General features: G+C 52.7%; 20 protein-coding genes. 12 read left to right on the forward strand and 8 right to left on the reverse strand.

The window, feature by feature from the left end; all coding sequences use genetic code 11:
* Positions 1–5: 5 nt before the first annotated feature.
* The gene (locus C7452_RS04310) at positions 6–1,643 is read right to left on the reverse strand and encodes an McrB family protein (protein WP_115892331.1); all 1,638 of its coding nucleotides are present in this window, start codon (positions 1,641–1,643) and stop codon (positions 6–8) included.
* Positions 1,644–1,686: 43 nt separating this feature from the next.
* On the opposite strand from C7452_RS04310, the gene C7452_RS04315 reads away from it, so the two are divergent.
* Entirely contained in the window at positions 1,687–3,435 is a 1,749-nt protein-coding gene (locus C7452_RS04315; RefSeq protein ID WP_170130287.1) for a hypothetical protein, read from the forward strand.
* A 202-nt stretch (positions 3,436–3,637) separates the two neighbouring features.
* Positions 3,638–3,880, forward strand: coding sequence for a hypothetical protein (locus C7452_RS04320; protein ID WP_211305651.1), 243 nt, complete (start codon positions 3,638–3,640; stop codon positions 3,878–3,880).
* Between the two features lie 368 nt (positions 3,881–4,248).
* On the opposite strand, the gene C7452_RS04325 is transcribed toward C7452_RS04320, so the two are convergent.
* Together C7452_RS04325 and C7452_RS04330 are read right to left on the reverse strand one after the other, a co-directional pair.
* Positions 4,249–4,653: a thermonuclease family protein gene (locus C7452_RS04325; RefSeq protein WP_115892528.1), complete on the reverse strand. Its 405-nt coding sequence runs from the start codon at positions 4,651–4,653 to the stop codon at positions 4,249–4,251.
* A 113-nt stretch (positions 4,654–4,766) separates the two neighbouring features.
* The gene (locus tag C7452_RS04330) at positions 4,767–5,354 is read right to left on the reverse strand and encodes a DJ-1/PfpI family protein (protein WP_115892334.1); all 588 of its coding nucleotides are present in this window, start codon (positions 5,352–5,354) and stop codon (positions 4,767–4,769) included.
* Positions 5,355–5,509: 155 nt separating this feature from the next.
* Here C7452_RS04330 and C7452_RS04335 point away from each other — a divergent pair, with 155 nt between their 5' ends.
* The 5 genes from C7452_RS04335 to C7452_RS04355 all read left to right on the forward strand — a co-directional run bounded on the left by C7452_RS04335 (position 5,510) and on the right by C7452_RS04355 (position 14,626).
* Positions 5,510–7,978 carry a DEAD/DEAH box helicase gene (locus C7452_RS04335; protein ID WP_115892335.1) on the forward strand — a complete coding sequence of 823 codons (2,469 nt, stop codon included), beginning with the start codon at positions 5,510–5,512 and terminating at the stop codon, positions 7,976–7,978.
* A 30-nt stretch (positions 7,979–8,008) separates the two neighbouring features.
* Positions 8,009–8,914 (forward strand): ribonuclease H-like domain-containing protein, encoded by a 906-nt coding sequence (locus tag C7452_RS04340; protein ID WP_115892336.1) that lies wholly within the window; start codon positions 8,009–8,011, stop codon positions 8,912–8,914.
* Between the two features lie 152 nt (positions 8,915–9,066).
* Positions 9,067–9,387 (forward strand): hypothetical protein, encoded by a 321-nt coding sequence (locus tag C7452_RS04345; RefSeq protein WP_115892337.1) that lies wholly within the window; start codon positions 9,067–9,069, stop codon positions 9,385–9,387.
* Positions 9,388–9,450: 63 nt separating this feature from the next.
* Positions 9,451–9,777: a hypothetical protein gene (locus C7452_RS04350; RefSeq protein ID WP_115892338.1), complete on the forward strand. Its 327-nt coding sequence runs from the start codon at positions 9,451–9,453 to the stop codon at positions 9,775–9,777.
* 73 nt (positions 9,778–9,850) lie between these two features.
* Entirely contained in the window at positions 9,851–14,626 is a 4,776-nt protein-coding gene (locus C7452_RS04355; protein ID WP_115892339.1) for a DUF3320 domain-containing protein, read from the forward strand.
* 5 nt (positions 14,627–14,631) lie between these two features.
* On the opposite strand, the gene C7452_RS04360 is transcribed toward C7452_RS04355, so the two are convergent.
* Positions 14,632–15,330: a hypothetical protein gene (locus C7452_RS04360; RefSeq protein WP_048175318.1), complete on the reverse strand. Its 699-nt coding sequence runs from the start codon at positions 15,328–15,330 to the stop codon at positions 14,632–14,634.
* A 321-nt stretch (positions 15,331–15,651) separates the two neighbouring features.
* Here C7452_RS04360 and C7452_RS04365 point away from each other — a divergent pair, with 321 nt between their 5' ends.
* From C7452_RS04365 to C7452_RS04380, 4 genes are all read left to right on the forward strand, one after another.
* Positions 15,652–15,924, forward strand: coding sequence for an ATP cone domain-containing protein (locus C7452_RS04365; RefSeq protein ID WP_048175317.1), 273 nt, complete (start codon positions 15,652–15,654; stop codon positions 15,922–15,924).
* Positions 15,925–16,060: 136 nt separating this feature from the next.
* The gene (locus C7452_RS04370) at positions 16,061–16,942 is read left to right on the forward strand and encodes a substrate-binding domain-containing protein (RefSeq protein WP_115892340.1); all 882 of its coding nucleotides are present in this window, start codon (positions 16,061–16,063) and stop codon (positions 16,940–16,942) included.
* Positions 16,943–17,012: 70 nt separating this feature from the next.
* A complete protein-coding gene (locus C7452_RS04375) occupies positions 17,013–17,699 on the forward strand; it encodes an ABC transporter permease (RefSeq protein WP_115892341.1) in 687 nt (228 codons plus the stop codon).
* A 19-nt stretch (positions 17,700–17,718) separates the two neighbouring features.
* Positions 17,719–18,762, forward strand: a complete 1,044-nt coding sequence (locus tag C7452_RS04380) for an ABC transporter ATP-binding protein (RefSeq protein WP_245942833.1) — start codon at positions 17,719–17,721, stop codon at positions 18,760–18,762.
* 22 nt (positions 18,763–18,784) lie between these two features.
* On the opposite strand, the gene C7452_RS04385 is transcribed toward C7452_RS04380, so the two are convergent.
* From C7452_RS04385 to C7452_RS04400, 4 genes are all read right to left on the reverse strand, one after another.
* Positions 18,785–20,530 carry a thiamine pyrophosphate-dependent enzyme gene (locus C7452_RS04385; protein WP_115892343.1) on the reverse strand — a complete coding sequence of 582 codons (1,746 nt, stop codon included), beginning with the start codon at positions 20,528–20,530 and terminating at the stop codon, positions 18,785–18,787.
* A complete protein-coding gene (locus C7452_RS04390; protein WP_115892344.1) occupies positions 20,523–20,771 on the reverse strand; it encodes a cytochrome b5 domain-containing protein in 249 nt (82 codons plus the stop codon). Before C7452_RS04390 ends, C7452_RS04385 begins: the two co-directional genes overlap by 8 nt.
* Before the next feature lie 20 nt (positions 20,772–20,791).
* On the reverse strand, positions 20,792–21,343 hold the full coding sequence (dps, locus tag C7452_RS04395; protein ID WP_115892345.1) for a DNA protection during starvation protein: 552 nt from the start codon (positions 21,341–21,343) through the stop codon (positions 20,792–20,794).
* A gap of 129 nt (positions 21,344–21,472) precedes the next feature.
* Complete coding sequence (locus C7452_RS04400) at positions 21,473–22,252, reverse strand: ZIP family metal transporter (protein WP_115892346.1); 780 nt, start codon at positions 22,250–22,252, stop codon at positions 21,473–21,475.
* A gap of 137 nt (positions 22,253–22,389) precedes the next feature.
* On the opposite strand from C7452_RS04400, the gene C7452_RS04405 reads away from it, so the two are divergent.
* Entirely contained in the window at positions 22,390–25,143 is a 2,754-nt protein-coding gene (locus C7452_RS04405) for an ATP-dependent DNA helicase (RefSeq protein ID WP_115892347.1), read from the forward strand.
* Positions 25,144–25,156 lie beyond the last annotated feature (13 nt).

The following is a 25,156-nucleotide window of genomic DNA, read 5'->3' on the forward strand; positions in this document are numbered from 1 at the left end:
GATCACTACCTGATGAAGGAGACGTAGCGCTGGGTTTTCAGTGTGTTCTGCATCTCCTCAAGCTTCTTCTCTGATTCAGGGAACCTGTCCCTGCAGTGTTCTCTGAGTTCCTCCAGCGTATCCCTGAGGAGTCTTTCGGGGCCGTGGATCTTGGGGAGGATCTTCTGTTTGATCTGGGCGTCCAGATAGCGCTCCCAGTTTTCCCAGTTACGGGGTTTTTTCTCGTAGATCCAGGCTGCATGCATGAATTTCAGGATCTCATCTGTCACCCTGAAGCCGAAGTCGAATCCCGGGGCTGTGAGGGTTTCATGGAAGAAGTCAAGTTCAGCCACAAGTTCCTCCCATATCATGTGGAGGTCGTCCTCTAGGTTCTCATGGTTGTACTCCATGATATCTTCAAGGAATTCTGTGTCCCCTGCTGGCCCCTGGTCATGGGGGGTGCCGTTAAGGTATTCTCCTGGCCTGAGGGTCTCGAATTCTAGGGTGTTGGCACGGTCAAGGACCTTCGGTGAGAACATGTAGGTGGTCTCATCCACGTTGACTGTTCCCACGACCATGAGGTTGTCAGGTATCTCTATCATTGATGGGAACTCAGATTCAGGGTCATCGTGGAGGGGGACTGGTTCCTTGCTCTCCATGGCCGACAGGAAGTCAGAGAAGTAGCGTTCGACGTGTGAGAGGTTCATCTCGTCGAGTATCAGTATGTATGGGTTGTCAGGGTCCTCAGAGGCCCTAATGATGAAGTCCAGGGCCGGGGTGCTCTGGTATTTCCCTGTCATGATGTTGAGGTAGCCGAAGATGTGCCTCGTCTCGGTCCAGTTGGCACCCACCGGGACAACCAGGTACCTTTTATAATCCTCTGTGGAGATGTAACGGCCGTATAGCTGTGCAAGCTTCGTCTTACCTGTACCTGAGTTACCTGTCAGTATCACGAAGGGTTTGACCTTGAGGGAGAGGAGGAAGTTCTCAACGAGTTCAGGTCTGAAATGATAACCATGAATCTGCAGGTACTGGTAAAAGTCTGTCCCCTTTCCTCTGTCAGGGTGCTGGTAAATGTCTGTTTCCGTTTTTTTAAAATTTTCTTCAAGATTAGAATCAGCTTTCATGCCCTTTATTCTCTGAACCTCATATACAAAGTCCCTTATCTTCTCAGGGATGGTTTCATCAATTTTTCCTATGACCACAACCCTGCTTTCACTGTCACCATCAATTACAGGAGTCCATTCACCCGTATAGTTGTCTTCAAATATTTTTTTGCTGTAATTGCCTCCAATTTTGCCTCTATGTACAATATAATAGTTTCCAAGAGGGTCCCGAGCAAATGCTCCTCCTATGTTGCGTTTTATTCCTTCAGGAGGAATATTTATTTCACATACACTGGGCTTGTTCCTCCCCTCCTCTGGCTCCTCTGTCCCGAAACCGTTCCAGTATCTGCTCCCCTCTATGAATCGGGTCATGTACCATATGCCAAGGTCAGACATCCAGTATACCTTACCCTTCTCCTCACCCCCCTGAAAACCGGCTCCCCCCTCAACGACCTTGTCTGCTCTCTCCTTCAGAATATTTTCCAGCCTTTTCTGCTGGGATTCTATCTCATCCCTGTCTGATATTATTCTGAGATTAACGTATCTGATCAAGTTCACACCCCACAGCCTTATTTATTCCCGGTTCAATATTTAATTTATGATGAAAACCGGAGAATTAAGGGGAATTGACAGGTACTCCACATTTGGCCTCAGGGATGAATGGATGCCATTAATCTTCACCCATGAGGATAAATGGTATGAAAAGAACAATCTGGGTCCGGTACAGGTGAAGGCTGTCAGGTCCTGGCTGGCTGATGCCGGTCTCATGGCCGGGAAAAGAGTAACCCCCCTCTTCAGGAGGATCAGGGAGCTCTACTTCCTGGAACCCGTGGCAGCGTGGCAGATCCTCTGGGTCAACCTGTACCATGGATCCCCCATCGTTAAGCTCTTCTGTGACCATGTGGGTTTCGATGAGTACCTCGATAAAAATGGTGTCATTGAGACCATAAGGGCGGATCTTGGAGATCTGAAGGACTCAACTATTAAAAATCCGGTTTCAGCCCTCATCAACATGTTCGAAAACTCACGTCTAGGCGCCATCCTCTCCATGGGTAAGACCAGAAATACGCAGATTAAAAGGATACATCTGGATGATCTGGACCACCATGTGGTGGCCTATGCACTCTACAAGCTCGCAGAGGAGATCGACACATGGGAGATTGAACTGGAATACCTTTACGGTGATGACTGCCCCGGAGGTCCCTTCAGACTCTTCGGGATCAGTGAGGAATCACTCACTCTTAAACTGCAGGAGTCCCCCTCAATTACACTGACTGACGGTGTCATCCATCTGGATGGAAGATCCTCAACCGAAATACTTGACGGCTATATATCCTCGCTCAGGACTTACAGCACTGAAAGGCCGGATCTGAATCCAGAGGATGTCAGATTCCGGGATAAGCTGAACGAATCAATAATACGCGAACCTGAAAAACTTTTAGGCGAAAGGAGGGATGACCTTGAGGGGTTCCTGAAGGGTTTCTCACTCAGAGAGCTCAGGATAAGGTATGCGTCCACAGTGAATCCTGAGGTTTCATATGATGACCCTCATGACTCCGGACCGGATATCAGGGTCGCCCTCATACTGAGGATCCATGATGGGATGCCCCCCGCAACCCTCGAAGGACCGGACAACGTTCTCATGGTATCCCCTGACGCCTCAATGACAGCTGAGACCTATGAGCTCCTCCTCGACCACATGACCCTCTTACTGAGTTCAGGTGATTCTGAACACGGTGAGGTTGCAGAGAGGATCATATCGGCATGGGTTGGGGATATGATGGACTCAGGTTTCCAGTGGTACCTCAACGGTGAATCAGGTAGGGAAGATAAGCTTTATGGCCTCAGTGAGTTGATAAACAGTGAGCTTTCAAGGAGGATCTTCCACTCTGGCCCTGAAAACCTGCCTGAGATACGTGGAAACAGGAACCTCTGGAAAACTGGAAATTACCCGAAGGTTTTTGAAATATTCTTCTTCTCTGAGAATCTTGAAGAGTTCAAAAGGAAAACAGGGAGTGGATTATTCCGTTTCGTGGCCCACATCCTCAGGGGCCCCAGGGGTGACTGGATAGTTGATGAGAACCTTAACCTCCTTCCAGAGGTTTACCACCCCCTTAAGACCATGGTCGATGTGACCGTTGAAAAATTTTCAAGGGGAGACCTTGACCCCGTGGCTGAGATGAGGTTCCTCTCCAGGCCCCCATATGGTCTTAAGGGAGATATGATAGGTCATGCTGTGGTATCATTCATTTTGAGGACCCTCAGGGGGCACATGGTAAAGGATGGAAGGTTGCTTGAGGACGAGGAGTTCCGCGTACTGAAACAGAGGATCATTGAGGGGTGGGAGTGACCTTTAACTTCTCTGATTAGTACATATCAGGTCCACCCGTAGGGGTTAAACTCAGAGGGTTGTATGTACATTTAATAAAAAAATCTATATTTCAAGTAGAAAGATTAAAAGGAAAGGGGTTGTGTACGATGGGCACTAAATATTGTGTGAATTGTGGAGCTGAAATAGATGAAAAGGCCGAGATATGTGCCCTAAATGTGGCGTGAGACAAATTGGATACATAGGACAGAAAAATCCAGGAGTTGCTGCCGTATTATCTGCACTATGGGTTGGTTTAGGCCAAATCTATAATGGTGAAATCGGCAAAGGACTTGTTCTAATGGTGGTATATATCATATCATGGGTTTTAATTTTCGTCTTTATAGGTCTGGTCACGACACCAATAATTTGGATATATGGGATATATGACGCATATAACACAGCTAAAGAGATCAATACCGGATAAAATTAATAAAACGCGTACCACCTTATAATACCTTTTCTACCCTTTTTATCTTATAACGTTAAACTCATCATTTTCTAAATGACAGTAGTACTTTAGTAGTAGTGTGTACTATAGCACTTTTTAGAACATGAAAATGAGTAGATTAATTCGTTATACCGCTGACGAAGTAATCAATAACCGACAGTTAAAATCAGCCAAGAATGGAACATGAAATAGGGATTGCGAGGAGAAAAAAATAATATCATCAAAGATGAGGGAAATAATAAAAACACAAATAAGTTATATAGACCCAGAATTTTCAAGAGAGGGCCTTGAAATTAAAATAAAGGAGTGATCTAAGAATTTTAGCAAGTTATCAACGTCTTTTATCAGGTCCACCCGTAGGGGTTAAACTCAGAGGGTGGTATGTACATTACCTCGGCATAGCCACGCCTGAGGAGCTCCCTGTTGAGGTTGACACCCTCAACATAGACAACTGCAAGGACCCTCCCATACCTGTCATGTCTCTTGGCATCATCGATGTCCAGCTGGACTGTTCTTCCAAGGCACATGGACTTAACGAAGTCCTTCGCCTCCCTGTAGCCTGGCTGTCCACGCTCAGGTGTGTTAACCCCCACAAGGCGTATCCTCCCGACGCCCTCCACGTCTATGGTGTCACCATCAACCACATGGTAGCAGTACCCTGATGCCTCGTAGTTTGATCTTTTCTCACCGGTACCGTTAACCTTATCCTGGGAATCACTGGCCCATGAATCATTAACAGGATTATCCACATTGATGTCCTGGACACCCTCATTGTAGGTGTAGTTACCATCCCCTGAGACGCAGCCCGCAACCATCAGGACAAGCATCACAATTAAAACATACCTCTTCATGAATACACACCTCATCCCTTCCTGATCATCTCCCTGAGGGTATCCCTAAATTTTCCGGCGGATTCAGGGGTGGATGCCGTTACAATCCTCCCTGAAACCACGACGTCGGCCTTCACGTATCTGGCTCCGTTATCTGAGAGCACACCCTCAAGGCCAGGGTATATGGTCGCATTCCTGCCCCTCAGGAGTCCGGCCATCGCTGGTATGGCCGGGGCAGCGCATATGGCGCCTATGATCTTACCACTCCTGCTGGCTGATTCTGCAATAGCGGCCGCCATCTCCAGGTCCCGGTCCACCCGACCGGACTTCACCCTCCTGTAGAGGCCGCTTCCACCTATGAATATGACTGCATCGTAGCCCAGGATATCGGATGGCTTCACATCCTCAATGCGGACATCGTAGCCAGATGTCAGGTTACCCGCCCCCACCACGGTGACATCGGTGGCGGTGGAGCGGAGAGTTTCAAATTCATGCTGATTGTAGCCCTCGAAGACCACCAGGGCCACCCGGCCCTCCACAGGGGTCCCATTCCATGAAAACTGGGCCGCTACCAGGACCAGGACGGCCATGATGATGGCCACAGCCACGTATCTCCTCAAATTTACACCCCCTCATCCACACTGTATATTAATTATGTTTCATCACAGAAAAAGGTGTAACGTCCGGAATCCGTCTCGCCAGTCTGGGGGTTAAATAAACGGATATTCTGCACCCTGGACAACCATTAAATAAGATTAAACCATAATTCATTTTTATGGTTAAAAGGGTTCTTGAGAGGTTAAGGAGGGACTGGCGGTTCAGGGATGCCATAGAACACGTGGAGACAATCCCGGGCCGTGAAGCCAGGTACTCTGACCCGGACGACCTCCCGGATAACATCAGGGACTACCTGGATACACATGGTATAAGGCTCTACCGCCACCAGAGGGAGGCCCTCGACGCCATAAGGGATGGGAGGAACATCCTCATAACAACCCCCACGGCCTCCGGGAAGACACTGGCCTTCAACATCCCCATAATGGAGACCCTCACCCTCGAACCTGATGCAACGGCCCTCTACATATACCCTGCCAAGGCCCTGGCAAGGGACCAGCTCGGGGTCCTGGAGGAGATGGAATCAGGACTCGGACTCCAGTTAAACCCCTCAACCTATGATGGTGACACGCCCAGGGAGAGGAGGCCCTGGATAAGGCAGAACTCCAGGGTGATACTCACCAACCCCCACCAGCTGCACCGGATACTCCCATGGCACCACCAGTGGCGGCGATTCTACAGTAACCTGCGCTACGTGGTGATCGACGAGGCCCACCAGTACAGGGGGGTCTTCGGCTCCAACGTGGCCCTCCTCCTGAGGAGGCTGCGGAGGATCTGCAGGTACTACGGCTCAGACCCCCAGTTCATCCTTGCAAGCGCAACCCTGGCCAATCCCGATGAGTTCTCACGTAAACTTACCGGCCTCGACTTCAGGGTGATCTCAGATGACACATCACCCTCAGGCCCGAAGCACTTCCTACTCTACAACCCCTACCTGAAGAGGGGTGACCCATCTGCGCACCTCGAAACATCAGCCATACTATCATATCTTGTTCTGAGGGGCGTGCAGACACTCTGCTTCACCATCTCAAGGAAGATGGCTGAACTTGTAACCCGCTGGACCAGGGAGCAGCTTGACAGGGAGAACCGCAAACTCGTTGACAGGGTGACATCCTACAGGGCGGGTTACCTTGCAGAGCAGCGGAGGAGGATAGAGGCTGACCTCAAGGAGGGGAGGCTCCTGGGTGTCACTGCAACCAATGCCCTGGAGCTCGGCATAGACATAGGTTCACTGGACGCCGTCATAATATCAGGGTACCCGGGGACCATGATATCAACCTGGCAGCAGGCAGGGAGGGCTGGGAGGAACCTGAAGGACTCCATGGTGATCCTGGTGGCCTTCGAGAACCCCCTGGACCAGTACATAATGAAGAACCCATCATTCATCTTTGAGAGGCCCCATGAGAATGCAATAATAGACCTGGAGAACAGGCTGATACTGAGGAACCAGACTGCATGCGCGGCCTCCGAGCTGCCCCTAACCCTGGATGACTTCCTGGAATACGACTTCAGTGTGGGTGTTGCAGGGGAGATGCTCGCTGATGGGGAACTCGAACTCTCACCCGAAGGCCTCACCTGTAGCGGCGACCCCCAGTTCAGGTACGGCCTCAATGAAGTCTCCCAGGACACCTTCACTGTCATCTGTGAGGGCCGCGTCCTTGAGACAATGAGCCGCTCCCAGGCCTACAGGGAGGCCCATGAGGGGGCTGTGCTCATGAACCACGGCAACACCTACATTGTAAGGAACTTCGACCTTGAAGCCAGGAGGATAACCGTTGAGAGGAGGGACGTTGAGTACCATACCAGCGTCCTCAGGGACACCGAGCTCAGGATTATAAGGAAGCTCCGGCGGCGGAGGCTGGGTGACCTTGAGGTTAACTTCGGCGAGGTCGAGGTGACAGAGCACTACACCGGCTACAGGGTGATGATCTACAGCAGGGTCCAGGGTAGAGAGGAACTTGACCTCCCACCCCTCAGGTTCAGGACCAGGGCCCTCTGGTTCACCATCCCAGACTCCCTCAGGGATGAGATTGAGGAGAGTTACGGGGATGATGCCTTCGATGGGGGGATCCATGGCGCTGAACATGCCCTGATAGCCCTCTTCCCCCTCCACGTCCTATGCGACAGGAGTGACATCAGTGGGATATCAACACCCATGCACCCTGACACACAGGAGGCCACCATATTCATATATGATGGGTTTGAGGGTGGAATCGGACTTGCAGAGAAGGGCCTTGAGGTCTTCGGGGACCTCCTGGCATCGACCCTGGAACTTGTATCATCCTGCAGCTGCACCGACGGCTGCCCATCATGCATCTACTCCCCGAAGTGCGGCAACGAGAACTCGCCCCTGCACAGGGACGCCACGGTGAAGATACTGGAGCACCTCATGGAGCAGACCTCCGGTGAGGTCAGGGAGGCCACTGAGGTTGATGGGGACCTCCTAGCCGGGGTTGAGGAGCTCTGCAGTGAGGGTAACCTCCTGGATGCCAAGCTCAGGCTCCATGAGGTCCTTGAGAGGGATCCGGGAAATCCAGGGGCATGCTACCTGATGGGGGAAATACTCAGAAGGCAGGGTGAGACTGAGATGGCAGCCTACTTCCATGAGAGGGCCATGAACGGCTCATAGTCAGGGGGCTGAAAAATCTGGAGGTATAGTGTGCTTGAAAAACTCAAATGGGATCTCGTAATAGAACATGATGGTGCATCACTCGAGGAGACCTTTGATGCATCCAGGGTGACCGCTGCAGGCTCCGAGGCCCTGGAGATATCCCATGAGAGGAGGGTGAAATTGAGGAGGTCTGATGTCAGACCCCACATCCTCTCTGACCTGAAACTGCTGAGGGGCATTGGCCCCATGACCGAGAGGATGCTGAAATCTGAGGGCTACCATACCATCGAGGACCTCCTGGAACATGAGATCTACCGGGAGGAGGCGGCACGCATCCTTGATCTCATTGAGGCAGGGGACTTCCCCGGGATCCGGGGCTACCTGAACTGTTCATCCTCTGATAGCAGAGTTCTGGGGGCGCTTGGTCTTGTGGATGAGGAGAGATTCACCTTCCTTGACATCGAGACCCTGGGCCTTGGAGGGGCGCCGGTCATACTGGCCGGGATGGCATGGATCGAGGATGGGAGGATAAATGTTAGGCAGCGCCTGGCACCGGCACCTGAAATGGAGGGAGCTGTCCTTGAGATCTACCACCACATACCGGAGGGATCCATCATCGTAACCTTCAACGGTGCAAGCTTCGACATCCCCTACATAAGGAGAAGGTCAGCCATCCATGGCCTTGAAAACAGGCTTGAAAACTGTCACGTGGACCTCTACCATATTTCAAGGCGCCTCTGGGGACGCAGGCTCCCGGACTGTAAACTGTCAACGGTGGAGAGGCATATCCTGGGTGCTGAGAGGGACCTTGACATACCAGGCTCACACGTCCCTGACTACTACCGCACCTACCTCTCAACTGGCAGCCCCGGACCACTGGTTCCCATCGTTGAACACAACCGTGAGGACATCATCAACATGGCACTCCTCATCCCCCATGTTACCAGGGGGTGAGGGGCGTGAATAACCGTTGCGGATGGGAGTGGATGTAATCAGACACAGTGGTAGATAAATATCCCCTTGAACATGCTGGATGGGGGTGGATGGAATCAGACACAGTGGAATAGATAAATATCCCCTTAAACATAATACCTAGTGGTGTTTATATGGATCAGCTGGTTCTGATAAACAGGGTTGCAGGCCTTATCATAGGTCTTCTCATAATAGGGTTCTGTGTCAGGATACTCAGGCAGATAGGATCGCGGGAACTTGCAGTCTCAATGCTGTTCCTCCACAGACGCACCGCGAGGCTCATATGTCTATCCATATTCTTGGCATCAATCTTCACGGTACTGGTCGGATTCACCTTTGTCACGGGACAGGATGAGGCCGTCGTTGAGTGTTTCGTGAACCTCAATGCACTCTTTCTCCTGTTTTCGGTGTACCTGCTATCCTCTCTAATGGGTGGTGATGCTGATGGCTCATGAATTGATTATGGGGTTGCTCCCTGCTGATCTGATGTATCCAGTTAAATCATGTGGTGATGGCTCATGGACCTTAAATGGATTATAATGATACCCCCTCTCCTGACGCTCTACTTTTCAGGGAGGGTACTGCTGAACAACATGCGATATGATGCGGCCTTCCTTGGCATGCTATTCTCCAGCCTGGATGAAACAGCCCTCCTGATAAGCGTATTCGCAGTTTCAATGATAGTATTCTCAGCCACGAGGGTGATGGACCTCATAGACCTCTTCTGGCCAATCCCCGGGAATGATGAGATCATAGCCGCCCTCACATGGCTGGTTGACATTGTACTCGTCTACATCTTCTACAGGGTTGCCACCATGACAGTACCCCGGGAGAAGGATATCTAGAATAATCTTAATGTGATCATTGGTAGATACTATCCTGAAGACTTAGATGTAACAGAACTGAAGGAGAATCTGAATGGACCAATCTGCGAGGGAAATCATCGAAAGGGAATTTGAGAATCTGAGGGAGAAACTCCTTGACCTCACAATGCGGAACCAGCTCCTCAACTTCAGGCCAAGGTCGAGGACGGTTGAGGTGGTGAACCATGACCCTGAGTACATATACAGCTACCTCGTCCTCAACAGGAAGAAGATGAAGCTCGCACCCCGCATCGAGGAGGAAGAAACCCTGGACGATGATGATGCACCTTACAATGAAAACATAGCTGAATCTGTCACAGATGAAGGGGAAAGCACCCCCCTGGAAGGGACCCTGATGGAGGTGGAGGACGAGAACATACTCCAGACGGCCCTGACAGAGGCTGAACTCCAGAGGAGGCTATTCTACATCAACCAGAGGGCCAGGACCATGATACAGGAGCAGGGCTACAACATACTCTACCTCGCCCTGGGCTTCCTGGAGTGGAGGACCGAAGGGGAACCCGATATCAGAAGAGCACCCCTGGTCCTGGTGCCGGTGTCACTTGAGAGGAGGAGGGCAGGTTCATCCTTCTCCCTCCGCTGGGATGGAAGTGAGATCATAACCAACATGTCCCTCCAGGCGAGGCTCAGGGAGGAGGGTGTTGAGCTGCCAGAGTTCAGCATGCCCTCCTCTCCAGGGGGTGTATCAGATTACCTTAAACGCGTCGAGGGCGCAGTCTCATCAATGGAGGGGTGGGGTGTCACCGATGAGGTCCAGCTCGGATTCTTCTCCTTCACCAAGTTCCTCATGTACATGGACCTGGACCCCTCATCCTATCCCAACTGGGATGAGATAGTTGAGAGACCCCTCCTGAGGGCCCTCTTCTCCATTGATGTGGATGATGACAGCGAGGAGGTGGACATAGACAGCATACCCTACAGGGACCTCTACCATGTGGTGGATGCCGACTCATCCCAGATCGCGGTCATAGAGGACGTGAAGGCGGGTAAGAACCTTGTGGTTGAGGGCCCCCCGGGCACCGGGAAGTCCCAGACCATAGTGAACCTCATAGCGGAGCTGATGGCCTCAGGCAAGACGGTCCTCTTTGTGAGTGAGAAGATGGCGGCCCTTGAGGTTGTTAAGAGCAGGCTGGACTCCATTGGACTGGGCAGGTTCTGCCTTGAACTCCACTCCCACAAGGCCCGTAAGAAGGACGTCCTCAATGAACTGGAGGCCACCCTCATGGAGGCAGAGGCAGATAGGCCCGAGGCAGAGAGGGAGTTCAGGAGGATAGAGAAGCTCCGTGATGAACTCAATGAGTACCGCCGCGCCCTTCACGAACCACTGTACAGCATACAGCTCTCACCCTTCCAGTTATTCGGGATGAAGGAGCGTGCAGAGAAGTACTTCAACGGTGAGCTCCCCTTTGTCAGGATACCCTCCCCTGAAACCATAACCCCTGATGAATGGGATGAGGCCCTGGTTGAACTCAGAAACCTGGCCAAACTGGCTGAACTCCTGCCGCCACTCCAGGAGAACCCATGGTCCGGCACGGACCCCGGTATGATGCTACCCTCAGATGTCAGGGAACTTGAAATACTCCTTGAATCAATAATGAAGACCTCTGACAGGTTAACAGAAGCCCTGAAGGAGTTCCAGGAAAGATACGGGTTCATGAGGGTTAAGACCGGCAGGGAACTTGAGAGTCTCGCCGAGGTTGTCTCTGTGGTTGCAGAGTCAAGGCCCTTCGACCTGGGGGTCCTGGAATCCAGTATATGGGACCGCTACAGGGCTGATGCGTTCACCCTCCTCGATAAACTGGAGTCCTACACCAGGAAGCGTGAGATACTGGACAGGTTCCATGAATCTGTCCATGGAGTGGACCTGGAGGCCCTCCTCAGGGACTACCTGAAGGAGTCCTCCAGCCGTATAAAGTTCCTGAGCGGAAGGTACAGGAAGGTAAGGAATGAGATAGACGCCCTGTACGTTGGCAGGGCTCCTGAGAACGACTACGAGGTCGTTGAGGACCTTGAGAACCTCATGGACGTCATGAGCTTGAGGGAGGAGCTTGAGAGGTACAGTGAGGTGGCTGAGAGGTTCTTCGGCCCCATGTGGAACCCAGAGAATCCATCACTCGAGGACCTAAGGGCCACCGCAGAGTGGATAGTGAGGTTCAGGGACCTCCACAGTGATGGCCTAATATCAGAGAGGACCCTTGAGTGCATCTCCAGGGGCCTTGATGGTGAGAAACTGCTCTCTGAGTTTGATGAGATTATGGGACTCTATGAGGAACTTGAGGACAAACTCGGAAGGCTCCAGAAGGGTATAAACACCCATGCCCATGTCCTCTTCAACTCCATGCCAGAGGACGTCCCCTTCAGGGCCTGGAGGTCAAGGGTGAAGGCCTGGAGGGAGGCCCTCAACCTCCTCCCCCTCTGGTCACAGTACCTCGAGAAGAAGAGGCTCTGCATGAAGACCCGGGGAGCTGCCTTCATACCCATAATAGAGTCCGGTATAATCCGCATGGATGATATAAGGCCTGCCATGGAGGGCAACCTTGCAGATGCACTCCTTGAGAGGGCCTTCAGGGAGATACCCACACTCTACACCTTCATAGGCGACCTCCACGAGGCCAAGATAAGGGAGTTCAGGGAGCTGGACTCCAGGATAATCGAGCTCAACAGGAAGAGGCTCATACACCAGCTCAACAGTAACATGCCCACGGTATTTGGGGGTGCGGCCCCAAACTCAGAGGAGAGCATCCTCAGCGGGGAGTTCACACGTAAAAGGGGGCACATGCCCCTAAGGAAGCTCCTGAAACTTGCAGGCGGCACTGTGAAGAGGATAAAGCCCTGCTTCATGATGAGCCCCCTCTCCATAGCCCAGTACCTTGACCCCAGGAGCAGCCAGCTCCAGTTCGATGTCGTGATCTTTGACGAGGCATCACAGGTTAAACCCGAGGACGCCCTGGGAGCATTCCTCAGGGCAAGGACGGCAGTGGTGATGGGTGACACCAACCAGCTCCCACCCACCAGCTTCTTTGACCAGATGATATCAGCGGAGGAGGACTCAGAGGATGTGGCGACCGCAGCGGACATTGAGAGCATACTTCACCTCTGCAAGAGGAGCTTCCCTGTGAGGATGCTCAGGTGGCACTACAGGAGCCGCCATGAATCCCTCATAGCTGTCTCCAACCAGGAGTTCTATGACAACAGGCTCCTGGTCTACCCATCCCCTGCAAGGGAGGACGAAGAGCTTGGACTCCACATGGTTTACCTCCCGGACACGGTCTATGAGCGGGGGAGGACGTCATCCAACCCCCTGGAGGCCGCGGCGGTGGTCGACGCCATAGAGGACCACTTCATGAGGTACGGTTCCTCAAGGAGTCTCGGTGTCGGTACATTCTCTGTGGCCCAGATGAACGCCATACTGGAGGCCCTGGAGGCTCGCCTCAGGGAGAACCCTGAACTTGAACGGATCATAAACCAGGAGACCGATGAGCCCTTCTTCATAAAAAACCTGGAGACCATACAGGGGGATGAGAGGGACGTGATATTCATAAGTGTGGGCTACGGTTTCGATGAGAGGGGCCGCATGTCCCTCAACTTCGGACCCCTCAACCAGGAGGGGGGTGAGAGGAGGCTTAACGTCCTCATAACCAGGGCCCGTGAAAAGTGCGTGGTCTTCACAAACTTCAGGTCCTCGGACCTCAGAACCGGACCGGGAACACCCTTCGGTGTCAGGGCCCTCAAGAGGTTCCTCAGGTACGCCGAGACGGGTGTTCTGGAATCAGACTCCACCGACACCTCACAGGGACTCTTTGAGGACTCAGTATATGACTTCCTGGTTGATGAGGGATTCGAGGTTGACAGGGGCGTTGGATGTGCCGGTTTCCGGGTTGACTTCGCGGTGAAGGACCCGGATGAGCCGGGCAGGTACATTGCAGGGATACTCACCGATGGTGAGATGTACAGCCGGGCCGAGGTTGCAAGGGACCGTGACAGGCTCCGGGAGGAGATCCTGCGGAACCTCGGCTGGAACATCATACACCTCTGGTCCTCTGACTGGTACAGGAACCGTGAGGAAACACAGAGGAAGGTCTCTGCTAGACTCGAGGAGATTGTCGAGGAGACCCGGGCCGCCAGGGAGTCACCTGAGACTCCTGAAACTGAACAGGAGTTTGCTGATGAGGTGGAGGAACCTGTGGTTGCTGAAACAGGTGATATGGAAGAGGCTGCTGATGAGGTGGATGAATCTGCGGTTGATGAGTCCGGGGGTCCTGACCAGGAACCCCCGAGGGATGGAGCGGCAGAGTACGTTGAGTATGAAACCGATAAGCTCAGGGAACCGGATGATCTCTACCGGAGCCCCACACCGGTAATATCCTCTGTTGTCAGTGAGATAGTATCCATGGAGGGCCCCGTCCACGTGGAGGAGGTTATAAGGCGTATAAGGGAGTCCTGCGGCTTGAGGAGGGCCGGCAGGAGGGTCAGGAGCATAATCAACTCGGCCATTGAGATGGCAGAGAATAACGGCAACATAAAGAGAAACGGTGACTTCCTCCTCCTCTCAGACTCCATGCCTGTTACGGTTCGAAGGAGAAGTGGGAGGATCGACATATCCCTCATATCTCCGATGGAGATCGAGGAGGCTGTGAGGATTGCCCTCAGGTCAACCTCTGATATGGATGAGGTTATAACACGTGTATCCAGGATGTTCGGCTTTAAGAGTACCAGCAGGAAGACTGCCTCAGGGATAAGGAGTGTAATGGAGGACATGGCGAGGAGGGGCGAAATTGTGGTTGATGATGAAGGTGTCAGGATCGTCTGATTACCTTACCTCTGATCTTCGTCGATGCCCTCAAACCTTGCCACATCATCAACCCATTCGAGGCAGTAGTTTTTCCTTTCAGCTCTTCTGACAAGTATAACGCCGGTAACGGCCCCGAAGACCCCGCCCAGGAGGTCTGTGAGGAGGTCGAACATGGTATCAGCGAGGGGATCCATTACCGGGGACCCCTGTGTGGGACCGGTCGGCAGGACATGCTCTATGTGCTGGTAGAGGTAGTGGTCGTAGCCGTACTCAACAAGCTCCAGGAGGGCGCCGAGTCCCAGGGTCACGAAGACTATGAGGAAGGCCATTATCAGGAGGCTGGTCCTTATCTTTCCATAGACGTAGGCCGTGTAGATGAGCATCATGCCTATCAGTGCGACTATGAAGGGGACGGTGAAGTGCATGAACTTGTCATAGTAGGCTATCCTCCCGTAGAGGCCTAATGTGTTGCCAAGGATGTACTCCAGTGCAACAACTGTGAGGAAGAGTATCTCAATCTCCACCGGGATGACCCGTAAACCATGGGGGTGCCTCAGGGCAGGGATGTAGACAACTGCAACAGCGATGAGGGTTATGAGTCCGAAGACCTTGGTACCCCCCGCTCCAAAGACCACGATGATAACACCCATCAGCACCAGAAGGATCCTGATTGATGTTAGAAGTTTCAGCTTCCATGAACTGTTCTCCGGGCATTCATTCATGCTTCCACCTTCGCATAGGGTACTTCTCAGTTTCTATTACCATGAGACCCGCAGTGTAATTATGCTCCCATCATGCACTGGAGACAGGTCTGCAGTATCATATACTGCTGGAGATCTCATTACGTCACCAGTAAGGGGAGCCCTGCGGGGATTCTGACCTTCTCACCATCTGATCGGTTCTCATCTCTCATCTTCTTCCATCGGGTCCCCAACACATTATATGTTGCATCTTCCGGATATCTTTATCACTTTGTCCATGAATCTGATGTTCACTGGAAAAAATACATTATTGAGGAGAGAGATACATGAAATGGTGATAACATGAACGTGATAAAGAGGAGGGGTTTCAGGGAGCCCTATGAACCATCCAAGATAAGGGCATCACTGGAGAAGGCAGCCATTGATGCCGGTTACAGTCCTGAGGAGAAAAAGGAGATCATCGAGAGGGTCTACGAGACCGTCAAGAAGAAGATAGAGGCTGAAGAGGAGATAAAGAGCGATACGATACGGGCGTGTCTCCTCACCGAGCTTGACAGGTGTGAACCATACATTGCAAAGTCCTGGAGAAGGTTTGAGAAGAAGTACAAGAAGTAGTCTTTGGGAATAACTGCCTCAGAGCGGCCCTTCTTTATTTTTCAGGATAATCCCATGTTCTCATTCCTTCACAGAACCGATATGTATATATGTTCATGTCGATATAGGTGTTCTGAGTTAATGGAGGTTAAAGACCATGGACAGGAAATACGTTGCACTGGCAGCCATTGCAGCTGTCATCCTCTTAGGAATAGGATTTTACGCAATATCAGGTAATGGAGATAGAGAAATACTCAGAATATCCACAACAACAAGCCTCGAGGACACTGGCCTCCTTGAGGATGTTGAGGCAGCCTTCGAGAGGAAATACCCCAACATCGATGTGCAAATAGTTTCAGGTGGAACAGGCATAGCCCTTGAACGCGGAAAGAGGGGCGATGCAGACCTCCTGATAGTCCACGATAAGAAGAGGGAAGAGGAATTCATAAAGGATGGATACGGTGTGAAGAGATACCCCTTCGCTTACAACTACTTCTACATCGTTGGACCCGCAGATGACCCGGCAGGCATTAAAGATGCGAAAACAGGGGAGGATGCCTTCAGGAAGATACTTGAAGGAGCAGAGAAGAACCCTGAGAAGGTCAGGTTCGTATCAAGGGGCGATAACTCAGGCACAAACTCAAGGGAGATAAAGATATGGAAGAATGTAACAGACTACAACAGCACCGTGAACGGATCAGCATGGTACATTGAGACCGGGAGCGGAATGGGGGACACCCTGAGGGTTGCAAACGAGAAGAAGGCCTACACACTCACAGATTCAGGGACATACCTCGCCTACAGGAACAGAACAACCCTCGTGGCCTACCTGACAGAGGATAAATCACTGCTCAATGTATACTCAGCAGTAACCATCAACCCTGCAAGGGTGAAGGGTGTGAACAGCGACGCCGCAGAGAAGTTCGTTGAGTTCCTCATGAGCGAAGAATGCCAGAACATCATAGCCGGGTACGGGAAGGCTGAATACGGGCAGCCACTCTTCACAGCCCTCTTCGGAGGGGAGGAACCAAAAAGCTAAAAACAGTTAACATACTACTTTATTTTTAAGACCCGGACTTTTTCTGAAGATGCTGCATGGAGACTGGAACTTGAACGAGATAGTCACCGGATTCATAAGGGCCCTTGAACTCATGGCATCACTTGACCCGGAACTCATTGATATAACCGCACGCACGCTGATGATCTCACTATCATCCACCATCATCGCATCAGTGATTGCGGTGCCTCTGGCCTCAGTAATTGACTCCAGGGAATTCCATGGGAAGAGAGTCATCATAAACATCATACAGACACTCTACAGCATGCCAACTGTACTTGTGGGGCTCTTCGTCTTCCTTCTCATATCGCGATCAGGACCCCTGGGGTCATTCAACCTCCTCTTCACACCCGCCGGCATGATACTGGGCCAGAGCATACTGATACTGCCCCTGGTAACAGGATTCAGCCTCACGGCCCTGAGGAGCGTTAAAACTGAACTCAGGGATCTTGCAAGGTCCCTGGGGGCCACGGAGTACCAGGTTATGATGAAGGTCATCGCCGAGGCAAAGTACGCGGTCATGGCCGCCATCATCCTGGGCTTCGGGAGGGCCATATCAGAGGTGGGTGTGGCCATAATGCTCGGTGGGAACATAAGGGGATTCACAAGGGTCATAACAACAGCCATATCCCTTGAGACATCGAAGGGTAACATTGAACTCTCAATAGCCCTTGGAATAATACTCCTCCTGATCTCCCTGATTGTTAACACGGCCCTCAACCACTTCCAGGAGAAATGAATACCTCTGAGGTGATATGATGCATGTAATCGAACTTTCAGGGATAACAAAAAGCTACGGGGACATTAAGGTCCTGGAGGACGTTAACCTTAAGGTGCGGGAGGGGGAGACCCTGGGCATCATAGGGCCAACAGGGGCCGGGAAATCCACCCTCCTGCGGATAATGGACCTCCTTGAAAGACCGGATGAGGGTGAGATACTGTTCATGGGAAGGAATGTTGATGACCTGAAACCACTGGAGGTCAGGAGGAGGATGGGTATGGTGTTCCAGAACACCCCGGTATTCAGGGGCACCGTGGCTGAGAGCATCCTCTACGGTCCCAGAATCAGGGGTGAAAGGCCTGATGAGTCAGAGATGAAGGATGTCCTTGGAACGGTGGGCCTTGAGGGCTATGAGTCCAGGAAGACCACTGAACTCTCCGGCGGGGAACGGCAGCGCCTGGCCTTGGCCCAGGTCCTCATAAACCGGCCAGACGTTGTGCTCCTTGATGAGGCGACATCCAGCCTTGACCCGATCTCAAGGTCAAGGATGGAGGATGTGATAGCTGAGCTGGATGTTACCGTGATATTCACGACCCATGACCTCCTCCAGGGACAGAAGCTTGCAGACAGGATTGCAATCCTCAACCGGTCAATCCTCCAGACCGGTAAGCCCCGGGAGATATTCAAAAAACCGGCAAGCCGGTTCGTGGCAGAATTTGTTGGTGCCAGGAACATACTTATGGGGAGGGCCCATATCACCGCTGAAGGGATATCCATCATCGAATGTGATGGTATAAGCATCTACTCATCAGAGAGGGCCACAGGAGATGTTTCAGTCACCATAAGACCTGAGGACATAACTGTATCCTGGCGGAGGATGGATTCAAGTGCCCTGAACCAGCTGGAGGGCAGGGTTCTGGCTGTCCGGGACGCCGGTTCGGTGCAACATCTTGAGGTGCGCTGTGGCGGTGAAACCCTGACCGTCCACCTGACAGGAAAGTCCCTCAATGATATGGGGATCACCACCGGGTCCAGGGTCTGGATAGAGTTCAAGGCCTCTGCGGTTCATGTAATCAGATGAGACCTTCCGGCTCCTTTGAAGGCTAGATGAAGCGCCGTGGATCTGTTTCAATGTCCACAAGGACAGGACCATCAGTCCCCAGGGCCTCCCTCACGGATTCCTCCAGTTCACCTGGATCATCCACCCTGAGGCCCCTGCCCCCGCAGTTCTCTGCAAAACCTGCGAAGTCACAGTCCTGGAGCTCTGTCTGCCATACAGGGAATCCTTCAACACGCTGCTCCTGCATTATCATTGCAAGGTTCCTGTTATTCATTATGAAGACCCTCACAGGGAGCCCGTACTTCACGGCTGTGAGAAACTCGGCCATCACCATCGAAAAGCCCCCATCACCACTGATGCAAACGACCTGTCTATCCGGGAATTCAAACTGTGCTGCAATGGCCGCAGGAAGACCGAAGCCCATGGATCCCAGGTAACCTGAGAAGAGAAGCCTCTGGGTGCTCTTCATCTGGAAGTTCCGGCCGAACCACCATCCGTTTTCACCAACATCAAGGGTTATGATGGCATCATCATCCAGTTCCCTGTTCAGGACTGATATGATGTACTGGGGCCTGGTGGGCCTCAGTGAAGGATCCGCCTCTGATTCAAGGAGTCCCAGCCATTCATCCCTGAGTTCCCCCAGTTCTGCCAGGTAGGACTCCCTTTCTTTCTTCTCCACCATGGATACAAGTTCCGGGACTATGAGAGAGGACCTTCCTGTGAGGCCCTGCTCAACCGGGTGGCGCCTCGATACCATCATGGGGTCGAGGTCGACCTGGAGGGTCCTCCCCGGCGGGATCTGGGTGAGGTCAGAGAAGGATGACCCGATGACCAGGAGGAGATCTGATTTCCTCACAGCATGGGCCGCAGCAGCCGAGCCCAGGCTACCGTGACAGCCCATGTAGAGGGGGTGGTCATTATCAACGATACCCTTACCCCGGAAGGTGGATACGATGGCGGCCCCAATCCTCTCTGCAAGTTCAACAACACTGTCAGCTGCTTCCAGGGCACCGAAGCCCGCTATTACTACGGGCCGCTCTGCCCTGTTTATCAGATCAGCTGCAGCCCTCAGCCGGTTCCTGGGGGGTGTGACTGCAGCCTCCGCCATCATGCCCCTGAGGGGCTTCACCGGGGCGGTGCACTCCATGGTCTGGACATCCCTGGGGACATCAACATGTGAAACACCCCGCTCAAGGATGGCGTGCTTCACAGCCTCCCTGGCAATCTCAGCTGCCTCCTCCGGGCTCACAAGGGTCATGTTGTAAACCGAGAAAGACTCAAAGAGGCTGTGCTGGTCTATCTCCTGGCTTGCACCTGTACCTATCCTGTAGGTTTCGACCTGTCCTGTGACTGCAAGAACCGGGGCCCGGTCAAGGGCCGCGTCAAGGAGACCTGTTATGAGGTTCGATGCCCCGGGGCCGGCCACGGCCATGCAGACCGCGGGCTGGCCAGTAAGTTTACCGTAGCTGGAGGCCATGAAGGCCGCCGCGGCCTCATGACGCACCTGTATGTACCTTATCTCATCGTTCCTTCTGAGGGCATCAACGAGTCCCAGGGTGGATGTGCCCGGGATGCCGAAGACGTATTTAACACCCCACGCTGCAAGCTGGGAGATGAAGACCTCGGACACAGTCCTGTCGCCCTCCTCCAGAGTGGCTGAAACCCTGACAAAGGCTGTGCGTGGCGCATTGCAGACAGGGCACCGCCAGTCATCGGGGAGTGAATCGAATTCCCCATCGGTCTCCTCATGGAATATGTAGTTGCATACAGTGCACCTGAAGTCAGCCATCAGCACCTCCCCTCTCAGCGAGTACACCAACAACCGGGAACCTTTCAAGGAGTTCAGCACCGTGGGGGGCTTTCTTTATATCCTCTGTGAGGTCTGATCCTGCACTGTGGCCTGCCTGGTGTCTCCCGTCCCTCCAGAGGAAGCTCCCTGAGACATCATAGACCCTTCCCTCAAATGCAATGTACGCAGGTCCCGAGCGCCCATCAAATGCCCGGAGTTCTTCCAGGGTGAATTTTCTCATGGAACCACGGAATTCGCTGATTATTCCATGAACTTCCTCACGAAGGGTGATGTCTCACCGCGCCTCATGAAGTGACCGGATGGTCCCTCACCCAGGAACTCTGAGAACCATGATTCGTGCTGTATCTCCTCATGGAGTATTGAGAGTGCAAGGTCATAGGTCCTGTGGTCCTTCCCGGCGGTGATGTTACATATATGGGTGTACTGTCTGACAGCGCACCTCTCTGCTGCCACCAGCACCTCAAGGATCTCCATTGTGTCATTGGTCTTAGCCGGCAGGTACGCCGGTGGGCATCCTGAGATGTCATGGAATTCCTTCATGTCCCCTGGAAGTTCACCGCCGAGTTCATATATCCTGGGCACAAGGGCCTCGAAGTGGTTCCTGTCCTCTATCCTTGCAGCCTCGGCGATCTCCTTGAGCCCCTCACCGTCAAGTCCAATCAGATTGGCCCTGAGTATGGTGTAATAATAGAAGGTTGTGAGCTCAGCAGCCGCGTTCTTAACAAGCAGTTCCACAAGTTCATCCACATCTATACCTGAATTTTCAACCATCTCACGGGTAACCCTGGCCATGATATCACCTGTGGAATATTATGTGAATCATATCTAATAAAATGTGAGATTCAAACACCTAATCCGAGTATTCATGAAAAAATTTTCAGTGAGAGGGGCCATTGGCTGAACTATGATGTATCATGAGGATCAGGTAAGTGCGAGGTCAAGTACCATCATGAGAACAAAGCCCATGAGGGCTGAGACCGTGGCAAGATCCGTGTTACCGCCGCTCTGGCACTCAGGTATCAGGTCCTCTATCACAACGAATATCATGGCCCCCGCTGCAAAGCCAAGGGCATAGGGCATTATCCCTGAGAAGGAGTAGACCATGAGGGCACCTCCAACCCCCCCAAGCACCTCAATGATACCGGATAACTGTCCATAGATGAAGCTCCTCCACCTGGAGAGCCCCTCACCCAGGAGGGGCAGTGATACCGCTGCTCCCTCCGGGAGGTTCTGTATACCTATACCCAGCGCCAGTGCAAGGGGAGCTGCAAGTCCACCGGTACTGGCAGCCGCACCGAAGGCAACACCGATAGCCAGCCCCTCAGGAAGGTTGTGTATCACAACTGCAAGGAGAAGGAGTCTGTTCCTCCGCCAGGTCGTTGGCAGACCTTCAGGGTCACAGCCGGGGTGAAGGTGAGGTATGATCCTGTCCATGGCTGATAGGAAGAGGCCGCCGGCAAGGAATCCGGCAGCCGGAGGAAACCAGGCATACACCCCGGTGGGTGAAAGTTCAATGGCAGGGACCAGGAGTGACCAGAAGCTCGCGGCGATCATTATACCGGCTGCAAAGCCAAGGGATGAGTCAAGGAGTTTTCTCTCACCCTGCAGCGGTAGAAAAACCAGGGCCGCCCCTGCAAGGGTCATGAGCCAGGTGAAGATGGTTGCAAGGAATGCATTGAAGACAGGGTTTCCAGGATCCATTGTGGATTCTATGTACAGACTCTTTAATAATTCCTTGTGTTCAGACCCTTTAATCCGGTACAGGTTAATAACCAGACAAAACATTAATATTCCCATCAATCAAATCTATTCACACTGATATCACTCAGGGGTTCATCATGACGGGTTCACTCTGCAGGAAGGGCGAGGCATGTACAGAGAAGCAGAAGATGGCTGTTAAGAAGACGGAGGGGCCGCTGGTGGTTGTGGCGGGACCCGGGGCCGGAAAGACCCGTGTACTCGTTGAAAGGGTCGCATACCTCGTCAAGAGAAGGGGTGTCAGCCCGGAGAACATACTCGTCATAACCTTCACAGAGAAGGCGGCCGGTGAACTGAAGGCGAGGCTCATAAACTGTGTGGGACTGGACGCCGAGCTCATGCAGATATCCACCATACACTCATTCTGCAGCAAGGTGCTGAGGGACCACCCCGAGGAACATGAACTCGGAGCTGGATTTGAGATCCTCGACGAGGAATCCCAGCTCATTTTCCTCAGAACGGTGTTCTATAAAATAGGATTGAACCGCTACATGAAGATGGGGGAGGTGCACAGGGCCATCGAATTCTTCAACAGATGCACCGAAAACTGCATTGAACCTGAAGAGCTCATGGAAGCCATGAGAAGGAAATATCCTGACAGGGAAGAATATCAGGGCATCGCCGGGTGCTATGCCCGCTACCTTGAACTCCTCAGGGAGCAGAAGAAGATAGACTTCCCTGGCCTTGAAAAGGAGGTTTACCTCCTCCTGAACTCCAGCGAGAGGGTACTCGAATCCGTAAGGAAGAGGTACAGGTACATAATGATAGACGAGTATCAGGATACAAGCCCCATACAGGAGCTGATATTCAGGAAGATAGCAGGGAAAAACTCCAGCATCTGCGTGGTGGGGGATGAGGACCAGAGCATCTATGGCTTCAGGGGAGCCACACCAGAGAACTTCATAAGGTTCCGTGAAGAGTACGACGCAGAGGTGGTCACCCTGGAGGACAACTTCCGGTCCCGGGCAGGGATAGTCCTGACTGCAGACAGCTTCATGAGGGGCGAGAGACACTACGAGAAGACCATCAAACCGGTAAGGGACGGCGGGACCGACGTTGTTATACTGAAGAGCAGGGACGTTAACTCAGAGGCCAGGAACATAGTATCACTAATAAAGAAACTGAAAGCCACCGGCAAGATACCTGAATACGGATACGTCGCACTCCTCTTCAGGAGCGTCCGCAACCACGCAGATAAGGTCCTTGCAGAGCTCAGGAGGGAGGGCATACCCTACATAGTGCGTGGGGACGGCTCCTTCCTCAAAAGGTATGAGGTGAGGAGCATGCTCTACTTCCTCGCCTACGTGGACCCACCGGACTATGGAGGAAAATTCAGGAAGTGGGATGGCTGGTGGAACATATCCAGGTTCAGGGGCGAATTCCTGGACCTCACCGCTGAAACCCTCCGGGCCCTCGAGTCCCTTGACAGGAACTGCAGACTCTCGGACTTCACATCAAGGGGGGAACTCGAGGAAATCGGTGTACACGGGGAGGATGCAGAGAAGATCCTTGGCCTCAACAGGATACGCCATGAGGTTGGGGAGGGATCACTGACAGTTCTCAAGACATTCTACAGGATACTAGAGGTTACAGGGTACCTCAGGAGGCTCATAGAGGATGGGAGTGACAGTAGCAGGGCTAAAATATTCAACCTCGCAAAGTTAAGCTCACTGATAGACAGATACGAGGCCATAAAGCCAGGGGCAAGGATACAGGACCTCTTATGGTACCTCTACCTCCTACCCACCCACCTCCACCACGACGAGGCAGCCCTGGAGGACCCGGCGTCGGTGAAGATCATGACGGTTCACCAGGCAAAGGGCCTCGAGTTTCCTGTTGTCTTCATCTGTTCGGTCATAAAAGGCAGGTTCCCTGTTAAAAGGCGTAAGGAGAGGGACACCATACCCGTCCCCAGGGAACTCCTTCTATCAGCCGGGGAGGTACCTGATGAGGACCGGCGCCTCTTCTACGTTGCAATGACCAGGGCCCAGGACGCCCTCATAATATCAACGGCCCCCCGGATCAACACCAGAAAGGTTGGAATATCTCCCTTCATCACAGACCTCAGGGAGAAGTGCGGCATCTATGAGTGTGACTGCACATCCGTCAGCAGATGCCTCACCAGGGAGTGGAGTGAGGAGCCCCTCAGGATCAACTTCTCGGCCCTCTTCACCTACGAGGAGTGCCCCTTCAGGTACATGCTCATATACCACTACGGCTTCGTCTACCCCGAGACCTTCATGCAGCGCTATGGGATCATACTGCACAGGTGCCTTGAGGAGCTCCACCTGGCCATGAAAAACTCGGAGGAGATAAACGGGGCCCTCATAAGGAGAATCGTTGAAAGGTGCTGGATACCCATGGGGAGAGACGATGATGTCAAAAAGAGGCGCCTTGAGAGGGACCTCCTCAACTACTACCACGACAGCCGGGACCACACAGAGGAGGTCATATCGGTGGAGGAGCCCTTCTCTATACCCGATGATGACATAATAATCGAGGGAAGAACAGACCTGATAATCAGGACCCGGGATGGTGGACTGGAACTCGTTGACTTCAAGGCCCGTGAGCACGGCGGTGTTGAGAGGATGGCCCTGGAGTACCAGCTCCGGACCTATGAATACGCACTAAGGGAGAGGTACAGGTTTGACAGGCTTTCAGCCTATGCTATAAGGGACTCCATGAGGATATCCTTTGACTCCGACCCTGAATTCAGGGTTAAGGAGAGGATCGCTGAAACCGTCGCGAGGATAAGGGATGAATGCTTCGAGCCACGGAAGAACCCCTTCTGCAGCAGGTGCGTGTTCAGGACCTTCTGTGGTGTGGGGGAGTGATTTCTATGGTGCA

The organism is Methanothermobacter defluvii, from assembly GCF_003385755.1.
GTDB classification, from domain to species: Archaea; Methanobacteriota; Methanobacteria; order Methanobacteriales; family Methanothermobacteraceae; genus Methanothermobacter; species Methanothermobacter thermautotrophicus.